This window comes from Actinomyces sp. oral taxon 171 str. F0337 (assembly GCF_005696555.1).
Classification (GTDB): Bacteria; Actinomycetota; Actinomycetes; order Actinomycetales; family Actinomycetaceae; genus Actinomyces; species Actinomyces oris_E.
Window position 1 is genome coordinate 3,006,438 of the sequence record NZ_CP040005.1, and the last position, 19,525, is coordinate 3,025,962.

Here is a 19,525-nt window from a genome sequence, read left to right on the forward strand (position 1 = left end):
CACGCCTGTCCGACTCCTCCGGCCCACACCACCCCGATCGGTCCATCAGCGAGGTCGCATAAACAGTGCCGCTTGCACCTCTTCAAAAAATAGATATCATTTTGCTAACTCAAGGAGGTTCTCATGTCCACGTCCCCCGTTCCGCCCACCGAGTCCCCCACTGCCGTTCCCACCGACGCCTTGGACCAGTCCGTCAACGCCCCCAAGCACTCCTCCAGCCGCGTCGACATCACGGAGAAGCCGGCGCTGGCCGCGGGCTCGGGCCCCGCCTTCCTCGCTATGCTCCTCATCCTGGCGCTCACCGCCGGATCGATCACCCTCCTCATCGTCGGCGGCGCCGCCGCCGACGCGGGCGAGCCGGGAGCCGTGCTGGACATCGTCGCCGGGAGCGTCGGGCTCCTCATCGCCTCCCCGTTGTTCAGCAGCTTCACCATCGTGGTGCCCGGGCAGACCAGCGTGCGTCAGTTCCTCGGCCGCTACATCGGCACCGTACGCCACACAGGTTTGGTACTCGTTCCGCCACTGACCTCCGGCAGAAGGGTCTCCATCAAGGTCCACAACTTCGAGACCCATGAGCTCAAGGTCAACGACCTGGACGGCAACCCCGTCAACATCGCCGCCATCGTCGTGTGGCAGGTGGCCGACACCGCCCGCGCCGTCTTCGCCGTCGAGGCCTACGAGCAGTTCATCAGGGCCCAGGCCGAGTCCGCGCTGCGACACGTGGCCACCACCCACCCCTACGACGAGCCGGGCCCGGGCGAGACCTCGCTGCGCGGCGGCACGGACGTCGTCTCCGCCGAGCTGGCGGCCGAGGTCGCGGCCCGGGTGGCGCTGGCCGGCCTGGAGATCGTCGAGGTTCGCATCTCCTCGCTGGCCTACGCCCCCGAGATCGCCCAGGCGATGCTCCAGCGCCAGCAGGCCGGCGCCGTCATCGCAGCCCGCGAGCAGATCGTCGAGGGCGCCGTGTCCATGGTCGACCAGGCCCTCAAGCGCCTCGAGGCGGACGACATCGTCACCATGGACGAGGAGCGCCGCGCTCAGATGGTCTCCAACCTCCTGGTAGTGCTCTGCTCCGACCAGCGCACCCAGCCCGTCGTCAACACCGGATCCCTCTACGCTTGAGCCGTGGCCGGTAAAGAGCGCAAGCAGGTCCTGCTCCGACTGGATCCCGCCGTCCACGCGGCCATCGCCAAGTGGGCGGCGGACGACCTGCGCTCGGTCAACGCCCAGATCGAGGTCCTGCTGCGCCGCGCGCTCGACGACGCCGGACGCGGTGTCAAGGCCGCCCCCATGCGCGGGAGGGGTCGGCCGCGCAAGGACGGCGGGGAGGATGGCAGAGAGCACCGCGCCGCCGAGCCACGCGAGGCCGTCGACCCTACCGCGGCCAGCAAGTAGACGAGGCGGCCACCGCAGCCGGGGCTCGAGGTGCCCGGTCCGGCGTCCGCAGGCCGGGCGGGACAATTCCCGCCATCGGGCTGACAGGGCCCCACCGCCCAGGGGAGACTACGAGTTGAGCGGCCCCACTGCCGATCCCCGCGCCACGGGGCCGCACGCGACACGACCGGCAGGACCGGCGGCGTCCCACCAAGGCGCCTCCACTCGGGAGGACACCACCATGACCTTCACCTACACGCTCACCTGCACACTCGACACCACCGCGGCCCTCCCGCCCGTGGCCGGCAGCGAGGAGCAGCGCGCCTACTGGGTCACCCCCACCATCCTGGCGTGGCCGCTGTCGCTGCTGCCCAGGGGGATGGACCGCGGGGTCATCGTCACTGACGCCGGCGACCCCCTCCCCGGCTCCGGCCTCGCCCTGCGTCTCATCACGGCACCCGACGGCGGCGCCGCGGCCATCCACGGCCGGATCCTGGGCGCGGACGGCATGCCCTCCCCGACGCTCACGCCCCTGCGCATCGTCGGGAACCTGCCCGGCGAGATCCTCGCCGCGCACCCGAACCTGGAGGGCTACATCGCCCTGAGCACGACCGACGCCGCCGGCACGCCCCTGCTCGACGACGGCGCCGTCGCCTCCGCCCTGACCGGCCAGGTCGCCATCGCCCAGTACGTCGGGGTCCCGGACCCCACCGAGGCCGCCGACGTCAGCGGCGCCCGCCTCGACGCCTTCACCGGCGTGCAGACCGCCATCCTCCTGGACCATCTCTACGCCGAGGCCGCCACCCGCGCCGAGCTGGGCGTCACCTTCCACGATGGCCGCCCCTCCTTCGCCCTGTGGGCTCCCACCGCCCAGGCCGTCACCCTCCTGACCTGGGAGACCGGCGACCCGCTGGGCTCGGTGCCCGAGGTCCCCGGCCCGCCGAGACGCACTCCAGCCATCCGCTCGGGCGACGGCCGCTGGGTCGTCGCCAACCGGCCCGACTCCCCGGCCGACACCACCACGAGCAACCCCGGCAGCGAACCCGGCACGAGCCGGCCCGATGCCCCCATCACTGCCGGCTGCCAGTACCTGTGGGAGGTGCGGGTCTACGTGCCCTCCACTCGGCGCGTGGAGACCAACATCGTCACCGACCCCTACTCGACGGCGCTGACGACGGACTCGACCCGCTCGGTCGCCATCGACCTGGCCGACCCGCGCCTGGCCCCCGAGCAGTGGGCCACCACCCGGGCTCCGGCGGTCCGCAACGACTCGGCCCGCAGCATCTACGAGCTCCACCTGCGGGACTTCTCCGCCGCCGACGGCACCGTCCCGCCCGAGCTGCGCGGCACCTACCGGGCCTTCACGGTGGCAGGCTCGGCGGGCGTGCGCCACCTGGCCGAGCTGGCCCGGGCCGGCATGAACACGATCCACCTGCTGCCCACCTTCGACATCGCCACCATCCCCGAGCACCGCGGCTCCCAGCGCTCCCCGAGCATCCCCGCCGGCGCGCACCCCGCCTCGGCCGACCAGCAGGCCGCCATCGCGGAGGTGGCCGACGACGACGCCTACAACTGGGGCTACGACCCGCTCCACTGGGGCGCCCCCGAGGGCTCCTACGCGACCGAGGGCCACCAGGACGGCGGGGCGCGCGTCGTCGAGTTCCGCGAGATGGTGGGGGCCCTGCACGACCTGGGCCTCCAGGTGGTCCTCGATCAGGTCTACAACCACACGGCCGCCTGCGGCCAGGACCCGCGCAGCGTCCTGGACCGGGTGGTGCCGGGCTACTACCACCGGCTCGACGCCGTGGGACGGGTGACGAGCTCGACCTGCTGCGCCAACACGGCCACGGAGAACGCCCTGTGCGCGCGCCTCATGGTCGACTCGGTGGTGCGCTGGGCGCGCTGGTACCGGGTCGACGGCTTCCGCTTCGACCTCATGGGCCACCACCCGCGCGCCGTCATGGAACGTGTGCGGGCGGCCCTGGACGAGCTGACGCTGGAGGCCGACGGCGTCGACGGCCGCTCCGTCTACCTGTACGGGGAGGGCTGGAACTTCGGGGAGGTCGCGGGCAACGCCCTGTTCGTGCAGGCCACCCAGGGTCAGCTCGACGGCACCGGGATCGGCGCCTTCAACGACCGCCTGCGCGACGCGGTCCACGGCGGCGGCGCCTTCGACCCCGACCACCGCGTCTTCCAGGGCTTCGGCACCGGCCTGCTCACCCAGCCCAGCGGCCTGGACCACCGCGGCTGGAACGATCAGTCGGCGGACCTGGCCCACCGCACCGACCTGGTGCGCCTGGGGCTGGCGGGCAACCTCAAGGACTATGTCATGACGGTCTCCGACGGGACGGTGCGCCGCGGGATCGACCTCATCCACAACGGCGCGCCGGCGGCCTTCGCCTCCCACCCCCAGGAGAACGTCAACTACGTCGACGCCCACGACAACGAGACGCTCTACGACCTGCTGGCCTACAAGCTGCCCCAGGGCATGCCGGTGGCCGAGCGGGTGCGGATGAACACGGTGTGCCTGGCCACGGTGGCGCTGGCGCAGTCGCCGGCCTTCTGGAGCGCGGGCACTGAGCTGCTGCGCAGCAAGTCCCTGGACCGGGACTCCTACAACTCCGGGGACTGGTTCAACGCCATCGACTTCACGGGACAGTCCAACGGCTTTGGGCGGGGCCTGCCACCGGCCAGCCGCAACGAGGGCTCCTGGGCGATCCAGGGTCCGCTGCTGCAGGACGACTGGCTGCGGCCCTCGCCCGAGGAGATCGCGGCGGCCCGCTCCCAGGCCCTGGACCTGCTGCGGCTTCGCGCCTCGACGCCGCTGTTCAGCCTGGGCTCGGCCCGCCTCATCCAGGACAAGCTGAGCTTCCCGGGGGCGGGCTTCGGGGCGCCGGCGGGGGTGATCGTCATGCTCATCGACGACACCCGGGGCGGGAGCGACGTGGACCCCGAGCTCGACGCCGTCCTGGTGGTCTTCAATGCCTCGGGTCAGACGCTCACCCAGCCGCTGCCCGAGCTGGCGGGGCGGGACTTCCGCCTCTCCCCCATCCAGGCCGAGGGCGGCGATGAGGTGGTGCGCCGCACCGGCTTCGACCGCACCAGCGGGACGATCTCGGTGCCCGCGCGCACCGTGGCCGTCCTGGTGCAGCGGCAGACGGCCTGAGTGATCGCCTTCAGGCCCGGCCCAGGACGTCGGCGAGGTCGACGACGCCGCCGCGCAGGGCCAGCAGCACCAGCTGGACCCGGTCGCGGCAGCCGGTCTTGGACAGCAGGTGGCTCACGTGGGTCTTGACCGTGGGCATGGACAGCCACTCCCGGTCGCAGATCTCCTGATTGGTGAGCCCCAGGGCGATAAGCGCCAAGATCTCGCGCTCGCGCTGGGTGAGGCCTGCGACCTGCTGGGAGGCCTCCGCGGCCCGAACCGCCTCGACCGAGTCCTCGGAGGCGTGGCGTCCAGCGCCGTCCCCGGGAAGAACGCCGCTGACCCGCCCGGTGCGCACGGCGGTGAGCAGCCGGCGCGTGGGCCCCGGGGAGATGACGGAGTCGCCGTCGTGAACGGTGCGGATCGCGGCGATGAGGTCCTGGGGCGGGGTGTTCTTCAGCAGGAAGCCGGCTGCACCGGCCTCGATGGCACCCATGACGTAGCCGTCGGTGTCGAAGGTGGTCAGGATGACGACCCGTCCGGTGGTGCCGCGGGCCATGAGCTCGCGGGTCGCGGCGAGTCCGTCCAGCCCGGGCATCTGGACGTCGAGGAGGAGCACGTCGACGGGGTCGTCATCGTTGCGCCTGAGGGCGTCGTTGCCGTCGACGGCGCGCCAGACGACCTCCATATCCGGCTGCGCCCCCAGCAGCATGGCCAGCCCCATGGTGAACAGCGGCTCATCATCGGCCAGACCCAGGCGGATCACAGGCACCTCCCCTTCCCGACATCAACTCAACGGAAGTATCCGCCCTTCAGGGTCGGCTTGTGCGGTTTTGTACTGACGAAGTGCCGACGACGCCCTGCGAGGTTCACCATATGGGCGGAATCGGCTCTCATTCTGGATCAGAGGGGAGCTCCGCCACCACCCTCCATCCACCCTCAGGGGCGGGGCCGGCAGTGAAGGTGCCTCCGAGCTGGGCGACCCGGTCGCGCATACCGACGAGGCCGAAGCCGCGGTGCCTCGTGCCTTCGGAGACGCTCGCCGCGGGGCGGAGCGCAGTGGCCGACCCGGGCGGCGCCTCCGCCGGCACGGCGTCCGTCTGCTCCCCGATGTCCTGACGATACAAACGGTCGTCGGTCCTCGGCGCAGGGTCCGCGTCTCCGGCCGGCGGCTCCGGGACCGGGGTGTTCTCAACGACGAGGACGACGAGGCCAGCCCCGGTGCACAACGAGACGCTCGTGTCCGCCCCAGGAGCGTGGCGCAGCACGTTGGTCAGCGACTCCTGGACCACCCGGTGGAGGACCTGCACCATATTCGGCGGGATCTCGCCATCCAGGTCGGTCTCCAGGGTGACGGGCAGTCCCGCCCGCTGCGCCTGACGCACCGGTTCGCGCACAAGCTCCAGGCGATCCTCATGACCCGACGCCGCCACACCGCTTCCGGCCAAGGCACCGATGCCGGCATCGACAGTTTCGACGGTGCCGGTGGCCCCGGAACCGGTGTCGCTGTCGCTGCTGGTGCGGTCGTCAGGGTCAGCACCGGCATCGACATCGGAACGCAGCATGTCGACCAGGGCATGCACCTCGTCGACGGAGCGGCGGGAGGTCTCCCCGATGACGGCCAGGGCCTCGTCGGCTGCGGCCGGGTCAGTGGCCAGGATGGCGCGGGCGCCCTCAGCCTGCATGGCGATGACGGTGAGGCTGTGGCCCAGCAGGTCGTGGACGTCACGGGCAATGCGCTGCTGGGTCTCAATGACTGCGAGGCGCCGCTCAGCGGCCTGCTGCGCCTCGAGCACCGAGGCCCGCTCGAGGGCCCGGTTGTAGCGGTCGCGGCTGCGGCGCCGCGCAGCGCCGACGAAGGCCGTCACCATCGTCACCAGCCAGATATTGACGACGACGACCATCCGCGCCTCACCCGCGTGGATGTAGCCACCGATGAGGTGGTGCACGCGCGCCGTCGCCAGGCCCACGCCCACGAGCTCGAGGACGAGCGCCACCCATCGCCATGGCGCCTCCAGGCGGGACTGCGTCGTCTCCACCGCGATCAAGCCGGTCACGACGAAGAAGACGGAGAACTCCGTGAACAGCACCAGGTGCGCGCTCAGGCAGATGCCGGCCACCAGGACGAAGAGCAGCGGGGAGTGGCGCCGGACGACCAGAGCCAGGGCGCAGGCCCCCACCAGCAGGGAGTGGAGCACCGGCCCCGCCCCCTCGATGAGCCATGGAGCCGAGTCGGGCCGGCCGATGCACAGCAGGAAGAAGAAGGCCAGCGCGATGATGACGTCGGACGTCGTCGTCCACCGGGCCGAGCGCAGGTCGCGCCAGGCGGCCGAGATCGGACCCGCCGGGGGCACACGCCCGGCCGACGTCGGCGCGGGTGCCACCGAGTCCGCCCGCGCCGCCTCGCGACCCAGCCGTTTTCTCATGCCTGAACCGTACCGTCGCGATCGGGAGCCCCAGAGGGCGCCGCCGGGATTTCATACCCGGGTATGAGCCTCGCCATGTCACCGGTTCCAGAAGCAGACCACGGGCTGATGATCGCCCGACCCGGTACGAGCAGCCTTGTTCCCATGACGACTTCGCATCGCATCCCACCAGCGCCTTCAGCGCCGCCTCAGCCAGCCCGGACCGCCCCTCCGGTTCCCCTCCCGCAGGCCGGCGGACCGGACCCCGGAGCGGCGGCCTCCGACGCCGTCGTCCTCACCCACGACCTCACCAAGACCTTCGACAAGCGCACTGTCGTTGAGGGACTCAACCTCGTGGTGCCGCGCGGGAGCGTCTACGGCTTCCTGGGCCCCAACGGCTCGGGCAAGTCAACCACGATGAAGATGCTGCTGGGACTCCTGGCGCCCACGCGCGGGCGGATCAGCGTGCTCGGGCGGCCCTTCAGCCCCGCCACACGCGCCGAGATCATGTCACGCACCGGCTCCATGATCGAGAACCCACCCGGCTACGGCCATCTCACGGGCGCGGAGAACATGCGGATCGCGGCGAAGATGCAGGGACTGAGCGACCAGCAGGTCAGCCGCGCCCTGGCGCTCGTACGTCTGACCGAGCACAAGGACCGCCTGGTGCGCACCTACTCACTGGGCATGAAGCAGCGCCTCGGCATCGCGCTGGCGCTGGCCCGGGAGCCCGAGCTGCTCATCCTCGATGAACCCACCAACGGCCTGGACCCGGCCGGCACCGAGGAGGTGCGCCGGCTGCTGGTCGAGCTCTCCGACGAGGGCGTCACCGTCATGGTCTCCAGCCACCTGCTCGACGAGATCGACCGCATGGCCTCCACACTCGGCATCCTGTCGGCCGGCCGCCTCGTCTTCCAGGGCACGCGCGCCGAGCTCATGGAGCGCTCGGTACCGGACGTCCTCGTCGTCACCCCGACGCCGCAAGCCGTCCTGAACCCTCAGATCCTGGCCGGGCTCGTGCCGGCTCAGGCTCCCGGCGCGTCCGGTCAGCCAAGCGGTCCGGCACTGGTGCCGCAGGGCGTGCGCATTCCGGGGATGTCGAAGGAGGCGGTCGCCGAGCTCATCAACCGGCTCGTGACCGCCGGCGTCGAGCTACACGAGGTACGGCGCGAGGCCCAGAGCCTCGAGGACGTCTTCATGGACCTCACCGGTCGCGGAGGTGTGCTGTGACGACCAGCGCCGCACTCTCCTCCGTCCCCGCCGTTGCTGCTCCAACCTCGGATCATGGCTCGACCGGTTCCCGGCAGTCATCCGCACCTGGCTTCCTGACGGCCGTGGGCGTCGAGATCCTCAAGATGCGTCGGCTGCGCACGCCCTTGATCACGACGCTGATCGTCGGCACATCGGCGGCTTTGTGCAGCATGAACCTGTTCAGCACATCGTTCACGGCCTTCCTCCACGACCCGAGTGCGATGCCGTGGGCACGGCTGTTACTGATGACGTGCTTTTACAACGCGATGATCGGGCCGATCCTCGTCTCGGTGCTCGCCAGTCGGCAGACGGATATCGAGCACACCGGCTCCGGCTGGAACCTGGCCGCCACCTCCGGCCTGACACCGGGGACCCTGTGCCGGGCCAAGCTCGCGGCGCTGTCACTCCTCATCGTCCCAGCCGTGACGGTTCAGAGTCTGGGCATCATCATGCTCGCCCGCTTCAGAGGACTGACGGTAGCGCTCGATGTCGGCCCCTGGGCCACCTACACGACCCTCCTCATCTGCGTGGACCTGGCCACGTGCGCCTACTTCCTGTGGCTCGCAACTGTGGTGGAGAACCAGCTGATCGTCATGAGCACAGGATTGCTCAGTGGCTTCATCGGAATCTTCACCCTGCTCGTACCACCGGAGATAGTCCGATGGACCCCCTGGGGGTACTACGCCCTCATCACTCCCGCCGCCAGGAGCGCCTCCACAGGCTCTCAAACGGCCGTCACATACATTGACGTCCCGGCGGGGTGGATCGCCGGATTCCTCATCCTGACAGCCCTCATATTCACCGTTGTCACCCACCGGCTCAACAGGATCGAGAGGTAGCCCCCGTGAGCACTCCTGCACGTACCCCCGCCACGGCCCGCAGCGCGGGCAACGGTGGTTTCCCGTCCCTGCTGGCCTCCGAGATCATCAAGCTCAAGCGCTCCTCGGTGTGGGTGGTGGCCGTCCTGCTGCCGCTGCTCGCAGTTGTCACCGGCACCTTCAACTTCTACCGAAATCAGGGGGACTTCTCCGCGGAATGGGGAGTTCTGACATCCCAGATATCCTTGTTCTACTCGATGTTCTTCTGCTCGCTGGGTGTGGCCCTGCTGGCCTCCGCCGCCTGGCGGATGGAGCACCGGGGCACGAGCTGGAACGCCATGCGGACCTCCGCGCACTCCCCGGTGTCCGTCGTTCTCGCCAAGACCCTGGTCATTCTGCTTCCGGTGCTGACCATGCAAGTGGCGTTCATCGTGCTGGCATGGATCTCAGGAGCATTCGTGATGGGTCTCGGTCCCGCAATGCCCGGCACCATCGTCGCCTCAAATCTGCTGGCAGTGGTCAGCATCATCCCGCTCATCGCCCTGCAGTCACTACTGAGCATGCTCATGCGGTCCTTCGCCGCACCGGTGGCACTGGGTTTCGTCGGCTGCGTCATCGGATTCGGCCTGCTAGCGGCACAGAGCTCTCTGGCCTACGCCACTCCCCAAGGGCTTGTCAGCATGACGCTGTCTCTGGGATCGACAGCCATGACGACGGCCGGGGAACTGGACGCGGCGAGCACGCTTCCTCTCCTGCTCTCCACCGTCGGCGTGGGCGCTGTCATGTGGGGTCTGCTGGTCCTCGTCGCCCGCCGAACCGGCGGCGTGCGCTAGCAGCAACCCAGCGCACCCGCCCAGCTCTCACCCGGCCTTGGCGAAGTGGTTGAGCAGGGAGTCGATGTCCTGTCGCATGCGGCCCCAGCGCACAACGTGGGCGCCAGTGTCCTCGTAGCGTTCGTAGCTGATGCCTGCATCGTCGAGCGCCTTCCCGAAGCGCTGCTGGCTGGGCAGGACGACGCTCTCGTAGCGATCGCTCTCGGTACCGGAGACCAGGAAGACGCGCTTGCCGCGGTAGCTCTCCACGTGCTCGACCGGGTTGTCGGCACTCACCCGCGCCTGGTCCCACGGAATCCCGTAGATGGTGCCGCCCTTGAGGTCGGTGGCGCCGGCGGTGAAGTTCGCCCAGTGGACCACCGCACCCTCCTGGATGCGCAGGTCGGCCGGCCCCGAGTGGCTGGAGACCGACCCGAAGAGCTCGGGGTGCTTCGCGGCGTACTTCAAGGCCCCGAAGCCACCCATCGAGAAGCCGGAGACCGCGCGGCCGGAGGCCTGCCCGGTGGTGGAGAAGGTGGCATCGACCCAGGGGATGAGCTCCTTGATGTGGAAGGTCTCCCAGTTGCGCGGCCCCACGTTGGAGGACTCGGGGTCGGAGTACCAGCCGGCCGCCCCGCCGTCGGGCATGACGACGATGAGGTCGCGGCCTGCGGTGTGGTTGCGGATGTCGTACTTCGTGTCGAAGGTCGAGTAGTTCTCACCGCCGCCATGCAGCAGGAAGAGCACCGGGTAGCGGCGCGAGATGTCGTAGCCGTCGGGAAGCAGCACGTTGACCCTCGGCAGCAAGCCGACCGACGACGTGGCCAGCTTGTAGTACTGCATGCGGCCGTGGTCCTCGTGCTCGGCCACGGTGAGGGCGGCCTGCGCCGGGGCCGATCCGGCGACGACGGCGCCGCCCCCGATGACGGAGGCGGCGGCGAGCCCGCCCACCCCCTTGAGCAGGGTCCGTCGGCTGAGCCGGTGGGCGTAGACGTGGCCGGGCCGGAGGTGGGCTGGAGGGTCGGTGGGTGTGGTCTGTGCACTGAGAGGCATGGCGTGTCCTTGGGTGGTCGACAGTGACGGGATTGGCGGGGCGGACCGCCCGCCCCGAGGTCCGGTCGGCCGACGGACACCGGCCGACCCTTGCAACAGGGCCTCACGAAGGCACCGCCATCGGCACCCACCTATGAGACCTGATTCACACTATACGCCAACCAAGCGGTTAATAATACCCCCTGTCGAAGTCCACTCCCCGAGAGCTCAGCCGTCGAGCAGGGCACGCAGATTGCGCACGTAGCGCTCGAAGGCGACCCGCCCCTCAGAAGTCAGCGCCAGGTAGGTGGCAGGACTGCGCCCGGAGCAGGTCTTGTTCTGGTAGTCGGCCCTCTTTAGTTTGCGTCGCAAACTACTTCGAGTAGGACACCCGTTGCCGCGCGGTTCCTTCCGGCGTACGAGGGTTTGCACAGGCACGCCCCTTAGAATCGGCGTCATGACAGATGCGGCACCAGGCTCGCCTCCGCCGGTCGGCGACCTCGACCACGCCTCGACGGTCACCGAGCCTCCCAGCGAGCCCCCCACAGCCGTCGTCCAGCAGGAACCTGCGGCCCCCAGCCCGTCAGCCGTCTCCGCGACCTCGGCACTTTCGGCCGAGTCAGCCTCCACCTCGCCGGTCGGCCTCCCCGTCATCGGGGTCGCCCCCATGGCCGAGCCCACCCCGACCTCCGACCACACCACGCCCCGCTCGACGACGCTCCTGGTGGACACCACCGCGCACCGCCTGCGCCGCACCGAGGACCTGCTCGACCTGACCCTGACGCTTCTGGGCATCTTCGCCGTCCTCGTTCTGGCCATCTACGCCCGCGAGACCACCACCGGCGTCACCCAGGACGTCCAGAACGCCCTGGCGGTGGTGCTGCGCCGCATCCTCGTCTTCCCCCTGCAGACCATTGAGGGCCTGACCACCTTCATCGTGCCGTTGGCCGTCCTGCTGGACCGCCTCCTGCGCCGCTCCTGGCGCTCCTGCGGCCAGGCCGTCCTGTCGGGGATCGCCGGCCACTCGGTCGCCGCCGCCGCAATGACCGGTCTCGTGGCCTGGGGCCCCACCGCCCTGGTCATGGGACTGACGGTCACCGCCTCGGGCACCGCCCAGCTGGGCGTCTCCACCGTCTTCGCCTCCATGGCGGGTCTGCTCACGGGCGCCGGCGACCGCAACAGCTCGACCGTGATGCGCTCGGGCTGGGCGGCCCTGTTGGTGGTCCTCGGCATGGCCGTCCTGCGCGGCGCCCTGACTCTGCCGGGGGCGGTGCTGTCACTACTGCTGGGCCGCGTCGTCGGCCTGCTGGTCCGTTACGTCTTCGGCGTGGAGGACCGCCGCGCCCACGGGGTCACGCTCGTGCGCGCCCTGCGCCGGGCCGGGATCGACGCCGTGCGCGTGGTCCGCATGGACCGTGCCCCTGAGGCGCGCGCCTGGGTCGTCACCACCGACGCCCCCCTGGGCTATACCGAGCAGGTGCGCGAGCAGGCGCGCGAGAACCCGCCGGACCCGCCCCCGGAGGAGCCGGCGAGCCTCGAGCCCCCCACCGGGGACGTCTCCACCCCCGCCGACGGACAGGTCACCGACGCGGCCACTGGTCCATCGAGCGGGACGCCCGCCTCCCCCCTCGACCCGACACCGTCAGACACGGCGGGCCCGGGCGGCGCAGCGGGCGCGAACACGATCAGGCCGGCCGCCGACGTCGATCTGGCCGCGGTCCTGGCCGAGGCCTCCAGCGACGCCCTGTCCCAGGAGCGGGCCTCGGTCCACCGGATGTACGCCGTGTGGGACTCGGCCGGCGAGCGCCGCAACGTCACCCTCCTCGACGCCGACCGGCAGGTGGCCGGGTTCCTCTCCAACATCTGGGACCAGATCCGCGTCAGGGGCCTGTCCCCCACCCGCGACCTGTCCCTGCGCCCGGCCGCCGAGCACGCCGCCCTCATGACGATGGAGGCCCGCCGCGCCCGCGTGCGCACCCCCGGCCTGCTGGGTATGGCCGAGGCCGCCGAGTCCGTGCTTCTCGTGACCGATCACGTCGTCGGCGCCCGGTCCATCAGCGACCTGGGGGCCGAGGTGGACGACGACGTCCTGGACCAGCTGTGGAGCCAGCTCCAGCGCGCTCACGCCGCAGGTCTGGCCCACGGGAGCATCGACGCCTCGAGCGTCGTCGTCGATGCGGCCGGGCGACTGTGGCTCCTGGACTGGGCCTCGGGCGAGACGATCTCCTCCGAGCTCTCCCGCCGCGTGGACCTGGCTCAGGCACTGGCACTGACGGCGCTGACGGTCGGCGCCGAGCGGGCCATCGACGCCGCCTCCCGCTCACTGACCACCGCGCAGCTGGCCTCGATCGCCCCCATGCTTCAGCGGGTGGTGCTGCCGCGCCAGACCCGCGAGGTCATGGGGCGGCGCGGCGCGAACCGACAGGTCCTCCAGGACCTGCGTGACGCCCTCGTGGCGCTCACCCCCACGGCCGACGCCGAGCCGGCCCGCCTCAACCGCTTCTCCACGCGCACCGTCCTCATGGCCGTGGTGGCGCTGGTGGCGGTGTGGACGCTGCTGGCGCAGCTGGACTTCCAGCAGGTCTCCACCGCCGTCTCGCAGGCCAATGTCTGGTGGATGCTGGCGGCCCTGGCCTTCTCGGTGGCGACATACGTGGGCGCGGGGCTCACGCTGGTGGCCTTCAGCCCCGAGCGGCTCTCCCTGTGGCGCTCCACCGAGGTGCACCTGGCCAGCGCCGTCGTCTCGCTCGTGGCCCCGGCCGGTGTGGGCGGCGCGGCCATCAACCTGCGCTTTCTCAACCGCAAGGGGGTGCCCACTGCGGTCGGCGTGGCTACGGTGGCCCTGGTCCAGGTGGTCCAGTTCGTCGTCACCGTGGTGCTGCTCGTGGTGCTGGCGGCCATGACCGGCCAGTCCACGGGACTGACCCTGCCGTCGGGCTGGGTCCTGGTGGCGGCGGGCGCCGTCGTCGTGGTGGCGGCGGTCATCCTGACCATCCCCAAGGCGCGCACCTGGGCGTGGGCCAAGATCGAGCCCACCTACCGCCAGGTGTGGCCGCGGCTCGTGTGGGTCATGTCCAATCCGATGCGTCTTGCTCTGGGCGTGGGCGGCGCGCTCATGCTGACCCTGTCCTACATCCTGTCCTTCAGCGCGAGCCTGTGGGCCTTCGGCTACACGGTGCCCTTCGCGGTCCTGGCCATCACCTACCTGGCCTCCAACACGGTGGGTTCGATCGTGCCCTCCCCCGGCGGTATCGGGCCGGTCGAGCTCGCCCTGACCGCCGGGCTCGTCGCCGCCGGCGTCCCCTACGGGGTGGCGCTGTCCACGGCGATCGTCTACCGCCTGGTGACCTTCTGGATCCCGATCCCGGTGGGCTGGCTCAGCCTCCAGCGCCTCCAGAAGGTCGGGGACCTGTAGGCCCGCCGACGACGGGGCACAGCGCCCGCTACAACCAGCGCGCCGAGCCGCAGCCAGGTCCCGCGAACACCTCACCCGTACCGCACGAGGGTCGGGGGCTACTGGGGAAGGCTCGGGTGCACTCCCCGTAGGTGGGGGGCTGGTGCAGTACGCACAACCCCCGGCCGGTACGACCCGAGGCTCGTGGAGCACACCCGTCTCAGTCCTGGGTCACGGCGGCACCCCGCCCGGCCCGAGCTCAAGGGCGCCGCCTGAGCGCGGTAGAATCTCTGGGACGCCGCGAACTCTCCACAATGAACCACTCATCTCCCAAAAAACACCAAACAGAAGTAACTTGCCACTTAGTTTGTCCATCAATTTTGCCACAGCACAACAGAAAACAGACATAAAGTGGTATGGACTCCAGCGCGAAAGTTAGGGAGCAGTAGTCAGTGTCTCCTGGAAGTTTGGGAGGAATAGTCGTCAACGTCACGTTCGGCACACTTATTGTCATTGCTGGCGCTCTACCTTGGTGGAGAAGGATCGTTCGAGGCGCCAACCAGCAAGAAATCCGCCGACGTTGGCGAACGCCCATCAGTACGATATCAATCGGCATTATGACGTATCTATGGATGTACACACTGGTTGATGCGCACACCACGAACGCGAGTGGCGATATCGTTCTCTGCGGAAACAGCTATTCTTTCATGCTTGATAGCAACCTAGAGCACACTGAAGGCTTACCACATGCATGCATTGTGCACAGCCGGATCGCCATCGGGCTACTAGTCCTGAGCGCATTCCTTGTCCTACTGATAGAGCGATGGATTCTCCATCTCGTGTTCGCGAGGTCGCACCTTCCGCCTCACCAACGCAAGACATGAGGCACGGCCAGAAGGGCGGGCCGAGTACAGAGTGCACCTCGGCCCGCCCGCTGACTCGATGACTACGCGCCTACTCGTTGCCGTGGCAGGTCAGTCCTTTCTTGGGCATGGTGCCGGAGATCAGGTAGGCGTCGACGGCGTCGTTGACGCAGGAGGCGTCGCCGCCGTAGGCGGTGTGCCCGTTGCCCTCCCAGGTCAGCAACTGGCCGGAGTCGAGCTGCTCGGCGAGGGACTTCGACCAGGCGTACGGAGTGGCCGGGTCCCCGGTGGTGCCCACCACGAGGATCGGCGCGGCGCCGCGGGCGTGGATCTGCGCGGGCTTGCGGGTCCCGTTGTGCCCCCACACGCTGCACACCAGGTCCATGCCGACCGCGGAGTCCGCAAAGATCGGGGCCTCGCGCTTGGCCTGCTCGTACTGAGCGGCCCAGGTCGTCGTGTCACCCTCCACCGGGTAGTCCAGGCAGGTGATCGCCTGGAAGGCGCCGCCGCCGTCATCCTTCGAGGAGGAATCCTGCTCCTCGGAGGCCGCGAAGGCCGAGCCGTCGCGGTGGTTGATGGCCTGGTCGAGGGCCTTGGTCAGAGGCGGCCAGTTCTGCTCGGTGGTGTAGAGGTACTCGCTCAGGGCAGTGACGATGTCCGCGCCGGTCACGGTGCGCTTCGGGTCACCGGTCGCCAGGGGGGTGCTGTTGGCGGAGGTGATGAGGTCGCGGATCTGCTGGACTCCGGCGTCGGTGCCGCCGCTCAGCGGGCAGCCGCTGGAGGACTGGCAGTAGTCGACGTAGGTGCGCAGCGCCTGCTCGAAGCCCTTGGCCTGCCCCAGTCCCTGCTCAGCGAGGGACAGGGAGGGGTCGATGGCGCCGTCGAGCACGATGCGCCCCGTGTTGCCGGGGAAGGTCTCGGCGTAGACGGAGGCGAGGTAGGTGCCGTAGGAGAAGCCCAGGTAGTTCAGCTTCTCCTGACCGGCCAGCGCCCGCAGGATGTCGAGGTCCCGGGCCGCGGAGACGGTGTCGACGTGGTCGAGCAGGGCGGCGGGCTCGGTATTGGATCCGCACTGCTTGGACAGCTCCTGGAAGGACTGCCGGGTCGACTCCGCCCACTCCTCGTAGGACTCGCCGCCCGAGGCGGTCCCCGCGGAGGGCGTACTGCCTGCGGACGGCGTACCCGTGGCCGACGGCTCGGCGGGGCTGGAGGATGAGTCGTCGTCGCTGGAGCAGGTGATGGCCGTGGAGGAGCCAACCCCGCGCGGGTCGAAGCCGATGATGTCGTAGGCACTGAGCAGATCGGGGCTGAAGGCGTTGCCCGCCCGCTCGGCGAAGGAGACCCCGGAGTCACCGGGGCCACCGGGGTTGATGAACAGGGCGCCCTGCGAGTGGCCGCCGGTGGCGGCGCGCTTCTTCACGGCGATCGAGATGGTCTCGCCCTTGGGGTTGGCGTAGTCGAGGGGAACGGTGATGACGGCGCAGCTGAAGGTGGCCGTGTCGGTCTCCTCGGAGGAGTCGGCCGTCCCGGTCGCGTCGGTCGCGCTCTCCGAGCTCGGGGTGGCGGTTGCCTGCGCCGAGGCCGTGGCGGCGGCCGTCATGGAGGCACTCGCCTGGGCGGTCTTCTCGGAGGCCTTCTCCACGCCGTCGGTGGCGGCACAGGGGTACCAGTTGACGGCCTGGCGGTAGAAAGACTCCAGGCCGGAAGGAATCGGGCCCGCGACGGTGGCCGAGCCGCCCGCTGCGGGGGCCAGTCCCGTCCCGCAAGCGCTCAGGCACCCGCCGACGAGGACCGCCAGGACACCGATGCCCGTGCGACGACGGCGCGGCGAGCCGCCTGCCATCGAGGACTGCGCGGACGCCTGCGCCGCGATGGCGCGCCCTGAATCGACCGGGCGCTGCCTTACTGTTCTTGTCATGCCCGGCATCCTACGAATACCACCTGTGTCCCCCATGTGTTCGTAGGGTAAGTCACGCGTTCGTACCCTCTCCCCCTCGAACGCTCGACATACAGCACGCCCGCAAGGAGCGGCCCCGCCCCTGCGGGCCTCAGTCGCCGACGGCGCGCAGGTGCTCCAGCACCTCGGCGTGGGCGGTCGGGGTACCCACAAGGAGCGAGCCGGCACGGCGCACGTCGAAGGGCGCCCCGTCCATCCGGGTGAGAATGGCGCCGGTCTCGGAGCACAGCAGCGCACCGGCCGCGACGTCCCAGGGATGGAGCCGCGGCTGGGCGTAGACGACCGCGCCACCGGCGGCCACCTCCGCCATCTCCAGGGCGGCCGCCCCGTAGCAGCGCATCCCGCGTGAGGCCCCGATAGCCCTTCCGATACCCGCGTCCTGCGTGAGCTGGTAGTGGGCGATGAGCATGCCCTCGCTCAAGGGCAGGTCCTCCACCCGCCCCAGAGCCCGCGGCGCCGCACCATCGTTACCCGCCGCCTCCGCCCGGAGCGGCTGGACCCATGCGCCCCGCCCGCGGATGGCCGTGTAGAGCCGGTCGGCCACGGGGTCGGCGAGGACCGCCACCGTGGGTACGCCGTCGTCGACCAGGGCCAGGGAGATGGCCCAGTCGCGGTGGGTGGCCACATAGTTGAGGGTACCGTCGATGGGGTCGAGCACCCAGGCCGGCCCGCGGTAGGTCTCGAAGTCCTGGACGCGGTGCGCCTCCTCGCCGTGGATGGGGACACCGGTGGCCTCCAGGTGGCCGGCGATGCGCTCCTCGACGCCGCGGTCGACCTGGGTGACCAGGTCGTTGCGGTGCGCCTTGGCCTCGACCCGCAGGTCCTCACCCGGATCCAGGGCGAAGGCGGCCGCCTGGCGGACCGCACCCACCCCGCGGGCGAGCAGCTCCTCCAGGGAGGCCGACGTCGTCGGCCCCTCTGACGGCTTCGGGGTCGCTGACCCGCCGCCACTGGCACTCACGACTGGGGCTCCTGCTGCCTGGCGAGTCGGTGGCTGTGGACGAACCAGGCCACCCCCAGAACCACCAACCATAAGGGCGAGGCGAAGACCGCGATGCGGGTGTCGTGGGCCTGGGTGAGGGTCCAGATGACGAAGGCGAAGAAGCCCAGGCACAGCCAGGCCGCCCCGCGCTCACCGGGCAGGCGGAAGGTGCTGGCCTGGTGCAGCTCGGGCCGCAGGGTGAGGAACCGCAGGTAGCTCACAACGATGATGCACCACACGAGGATGAACAAGACGCTGGCCACCGTGGTCACCGTCGTGAAGGCCGCGATGATGGACTTGGAGGTGTAGAGCAACGGGATCGAGGTGAGCAGACTGGCGCAGGTGACGGCCAGGGACACTCCCGGCACCGAACGTGTCGTCAGCCTGCGGAAGATGTGGGGGGCGTTGTCCGCCCAGGACAGGCCGAAGAGCATCCGGGAGGTGGAGTAGACCCCGGAATTGGCCGACGAAGCCGCGGCCGTGAGCACCACGAAGTTGACGACGCTGGCTGCCACGCCGAGCCCCGCCAGGGCGAACATGGCCACAAAGGGACTGTCCTCGGGGTTGATCTCCTGCCACGGTGTGACGGCCATGATGGCTGCGAGGGCCCCCAGGTAGAACAGGACGATGCGCACCGGGATGGCGTTGATGGCCCGCGGGAGGGTGACCTCCGGGTCCTTGGCCTCGGCGGCCGCGGTCCCTACGAGCTCGGTGCCCACGAAGGCGAAGATGGCGATCTGGAAGGCCCCGAAGAACCCGCTCGCACCGTTGGGGAATAACCCTCCGCTCCAGATGTTGGAGATCTGGGCGTGGGCGCCGTTGGGTGCCGTGAACCCGCGCAGCACCATGAGGACGCCGACGACGACGAGCGCCATGATGGCCACGATCTTGATAATGGAGAACCAGAACTCGATCTCCCCGAAGGCCTTGACGGTGGCGAGGTTGAGGCCGAACAGCAGGATCACGGTCACCACCGGCGTGATCCACAGCGGCAGGTGCGGCCACCAGTACCTCACGTACCCGGTGATGACGATGACCTCGGCCACAGCCGTCACCAGCCAGCACACGTAGTAGGTCCAGCCCACGAAGAAGCCGGCCCACGGCCCGATGAGGTCGTGGGCGACGTCGGCGAAGGACTTGTAGGACAGGTTGGACAGCAGCACCTCGCCCAGGGCCCGCATGACCAGGAAGAGGATGGCGCCGATGACCGCGTAGACGAGGAACACACCGGGGCCGGCCAGGGAGATCGTCTTTCCCGACCCCATGAACAACCCGGTTCCGATGGCCCCGCCGATGGCGATGAGCTGGACGTGGCGGTTGGTGAGGTGGCGCTGGAGCCGGGGTTCGGCGTCGTGGTCCACCATCTGGTCGAGGTCAGGCCGCTGAGGCGACTCTGAGGGCTCGACCGCCGAGGCGGAATCGGCGGGCGGCGGCGTGTGGGGCATCTCGTCTCCTGATCGTGGGTGACGCCACGAGCCTAGCGGTACGAGGT

The 19,525-nt window shown here is 69.8% G+C and carries 15 protein-coding genes; 7 read left to right on the forward strand and 8 right to left on the reverse strand.

All coding sequences use genetic code 11. The features are described from left to right. Positions 1 to 123: 123 nt before the first annotated feature. From FBF36_RS12825 to pulA, 3 genes are all read left to right on the forward strand, one after another. On the forward strand, positions 124 to 1,122 hold the full coding sequence (locus tag FBF36_RS12825) for an SPFH domain-containing protein (protein WP_009398183.1): 999 nt from the start codon (positions 124 to 126) through the stop codon (positions 1,120 to 1,122). A 3-nt stretch (positions 1,123 to 1,125) separates the two neighbouring features. After that, on the forward strand, positions 1,126 to 1,395 hold the full coding sequence (locus tag FBF36_RS12830; RefSeq protein WP_009398182.1) for a hypothetical protein: 270 nt from the start codon (positions 1,126 to 1,128) through the stop codon (positions 1,393 to 1,395). 220 nt (positions 1,396 to 1,615) lie between these two features. Then, positions 1,616 to 4,540, forward strand: coding sequence for a pullulanase-type alpha-1,6-glucosidase (pulA, locus tag FBF36_RS12835; RefSeq protein WP_138137704.1), 2,925 nt, complete (start codon positions 1,616 to 1,618; stop codon positions 4,538 to 4,540). Between the two features lie 10 nt (positions 4,541 to 4,550). Here the strand turns inward: pulA and FBF36_RS12840 are convergent, their stop codons facing one another. Further along, positions 4,551 to 5,285, reverse strand: a complete 735-nt coding sequence (locus FBF36_RS12840; RefSeq protein ID WP_009398174.1) for a response regulator — start codon at positions 5,283 to 5,285, stop codon at positions 4,551 to 4,553. A gap of 127 nt (positions 5,286 to 5,412) precedes the next feature. After that, on the reverse strand, positions 5,413 to 6,945 hold the full coding sequence (locus tag FBF36_RS12845; RefSeq protein ID WP_138137706.1) for a sensor histidine kinase: 1,533 nt from the start codon (positions 6,943 to 6,945) through the stop codon (positions 5,413 to 5,415). Positions 6,946 to 7,089: 144 nt separating this feature from the next. Here FBF36_RS12845 and FBF36_RS12850 point away from each other — a divergent pair, with 144 nt between their 5' ends. Continuing rightward, entirely contained in the window at positions 7,090 to 8,154 is a 1,065-nt protein-coding gene (locus FBF36_RS12850) for an ABC transporter ATP-binding protein (protein WP_009395134.1), read from the forward strand. Between the two features lie 52 nt (positions 8,155 to 8,206). On the opposite strand, the gene FBF36_RS13615 is transcribed toward FBF36_RS12850, so the two are convergent. Continuing rightward, positions 8,207 to 8,371 (reverse strand): hypothetical protein, encoded by a 165-nt coding sequence (locus FBF36_RS13615; protein WP_225792387.1) that lies wholly within the window; start codon positions 8,369 to 8,371, stop codon positions 8,207 to 8,209. 49 nt (positions 8,372 to 8,420) lie between these two features. On the opposite strand from FBF36_RS13615, the gene FBF36_RS12855 reads away from it, so the two are divergent. Together FBF36_RS12855 and FBF36_RS12860 are read left to right on the forward strand one after the other, a co-directional pair. Beyond that, positions 8,421 to 9,014, forward strand: coding sequence for an ABC transporter permease (locus FBF36_RS12855; RefSeq protein WP_225792388.1), 594 nt, complete (start codon positions 8,421 to 8,423; stop codon positions 9,012 to 9,014). A gap of 5 nt (positions 9,015 to 9,019) precedes the next feature. Next, the gene (locus FBF36_RS12860; RefSeq protein WP_009395130.1) at positions 9,020 to 9,826 is read left to right on the forward strand and encodes an ABC transporter permease; all 807 of its coding nucleotides are present in this window, start codon (positions 9,020 to 9,022) and stop codon (positions 9,824 to 9,826) included. A gap of 27 nt (positions 9,827 to 9,853) precedes the next feature. Here FBF36_RS12860 and FBF36_RS12865 read toward each other — a convergent pair whose 3' ends face one another. Further along, positions 9,854 to 10,858 carry an alpha/beta hydrolase gene (locus FBF36_RS12865; protein ID WP_138137713.1) on the reverse strand — a complete coding sequence of 335 codons (1,005 nt, stop codon included), beginning with the start codon at positions 10,856 to 10,858 and terminating at the stop codon, positions 9,854 to 9,856. 207 nt (positions 10,859 to 11,065) lie between these two features. Then, on the reverse strand, positions 11,066 to 11,209 hold the full coding sequence (locus FBF36_RS12870) for a transcriptional regulator (RefSeq protein WP_318655708.1): 144 nt from the start codon (positions 11,207 to 11,209) through the stop codon (positions 11,066 to 11,068). Between the two features lie 85 nt (positions 11,210 to 11,294). On the opposite strand from FBF36_RS12870, the gene FBF36_RS12875 reads away from it, so the two are divergent. Then, entirely contained in the window at positions 11,295 to 14,252 is a 2,958-nt protein-coding gene (locus FBF36_RS12875) for a lysylphosphatidylglycerol synthase transmembrane domain-containing protein (RefSeq protein ID WP_138137715.1), read from the forward strand. A gap of 933 nt (positions 14,253 to 15,185) precedes the next feature. Here FBF36_RS12875 and FBF36_RS12880 read toward each other — a convergent pair. From FBF36_RS12880 to FBF36_RS12890, 3 genes are all read right to left on the reverse strand, one after another. Next, positions 15,186 to 17,021, reverse strand: coding sequence for an alpha/beta hydrolase (locus FBF36_RS12880; RefSeq protein WP_009397116.1), 1,836 nt, complete (start codon positions 17,019 to 17,021; stop codon positions 15,186 to 15,188). 121 nt (positions 17,022 to 17,142) lie between these two features. After that, a complete protein-coding gene (locus FBF36_RS12885) occupies positions 17,143 to 18,012 on the reverse strand; it encodes an inositol monophosphatase family protein (protein WP_009397115.1) in 870 nt (289 codons plus the stop codon). Next, positions 18,009 to 19,478, reverse strand: a complete 1,470-nt coding sequence (locus FBF36_RS12890) for an amino acid permease (RefSeq protein ID WP_009397114.1) — start codon at positions 19,476 to 19,478, stop codon at positions 18,009 to 18,011. The genes FBF36_RS12885 and FBF36_RS12890 overlap by 4 nt, the downstream gene beginning before the upstream one ends. Positions 19,479 to 19,525 lie beyond the last annotated feature (47 nt).

What these genes read in the sequence shown, in the direction of transcription:
- FBF36_RS12845 (WP_138137706.1), bottom strand. Translation starts at nt 6,945, where the DNA reads ATGAGAAAACGGCTGGGTCGCGAGGCGGCGCGGGCGGACTCGGTGGCA.
- FBF36_RS12890 (WP_009397114.1), bottom strand. Translation starts at nt 19,478, where the DNA reads ATGCCCCACACGCCGCCGCCCGCCGATTCCGCCTCGGCGGTCGAGCCC.
- FBF36_RS12865 (WP_138137713.1), bottom strand. Translation starts at nt 10,858, where the DNA reads ATGCCTCTCAGTGCACAGACCACACCCACCGACCCTCCAGCCCACCTC.
- FBF36_RS12875 (WP_138137715.1), top strand. Translation starts at nt 11,295, where the DNA reads ATGACAGATGCGGCACCAGGCTCGCCTCCGCCGGTCGGCGACCTCGAC.
- pulA (WP_138137704.1), top strand. Translation starts at nt 1,616, where the DNA reads ATGACCTTCACCTACACGCTCACCTGCACACTCGACACCACCGCGGCC.
- FBF36_RS12855 (WP_225792388.1), top strand. Translation starts at nt 8,421, where the DNA reads ATGACGTGCTTTTACAACGCGATGATCGGGCCGATCCTCGTCTCGGTG.
- FBF36_RS12880 (WP_009397116.1), bottom strand. Translation starts at nt 17,021, where the DNA reads ATGCCGGGCATGACAAGAACAGTAAGGCAGCGCCCGGTCGATTCAGGG.
- FBF36_RS12850 (WP_009395134.1), top strand. Translation starts at nt 7,090, where the DNA reads ATGACGACTTCGCATCGCATCCCACCAGCGCCTTCAGCGCCGCCTCAG.
- FBF36_RS12825 (WP_009398183.1), top strand. Translation starts at nt 124, where the DNA reads ATGTCCACGTCCCCCGTTCCGCCCACCGAGTCCCCCACTGCCGTTCCC.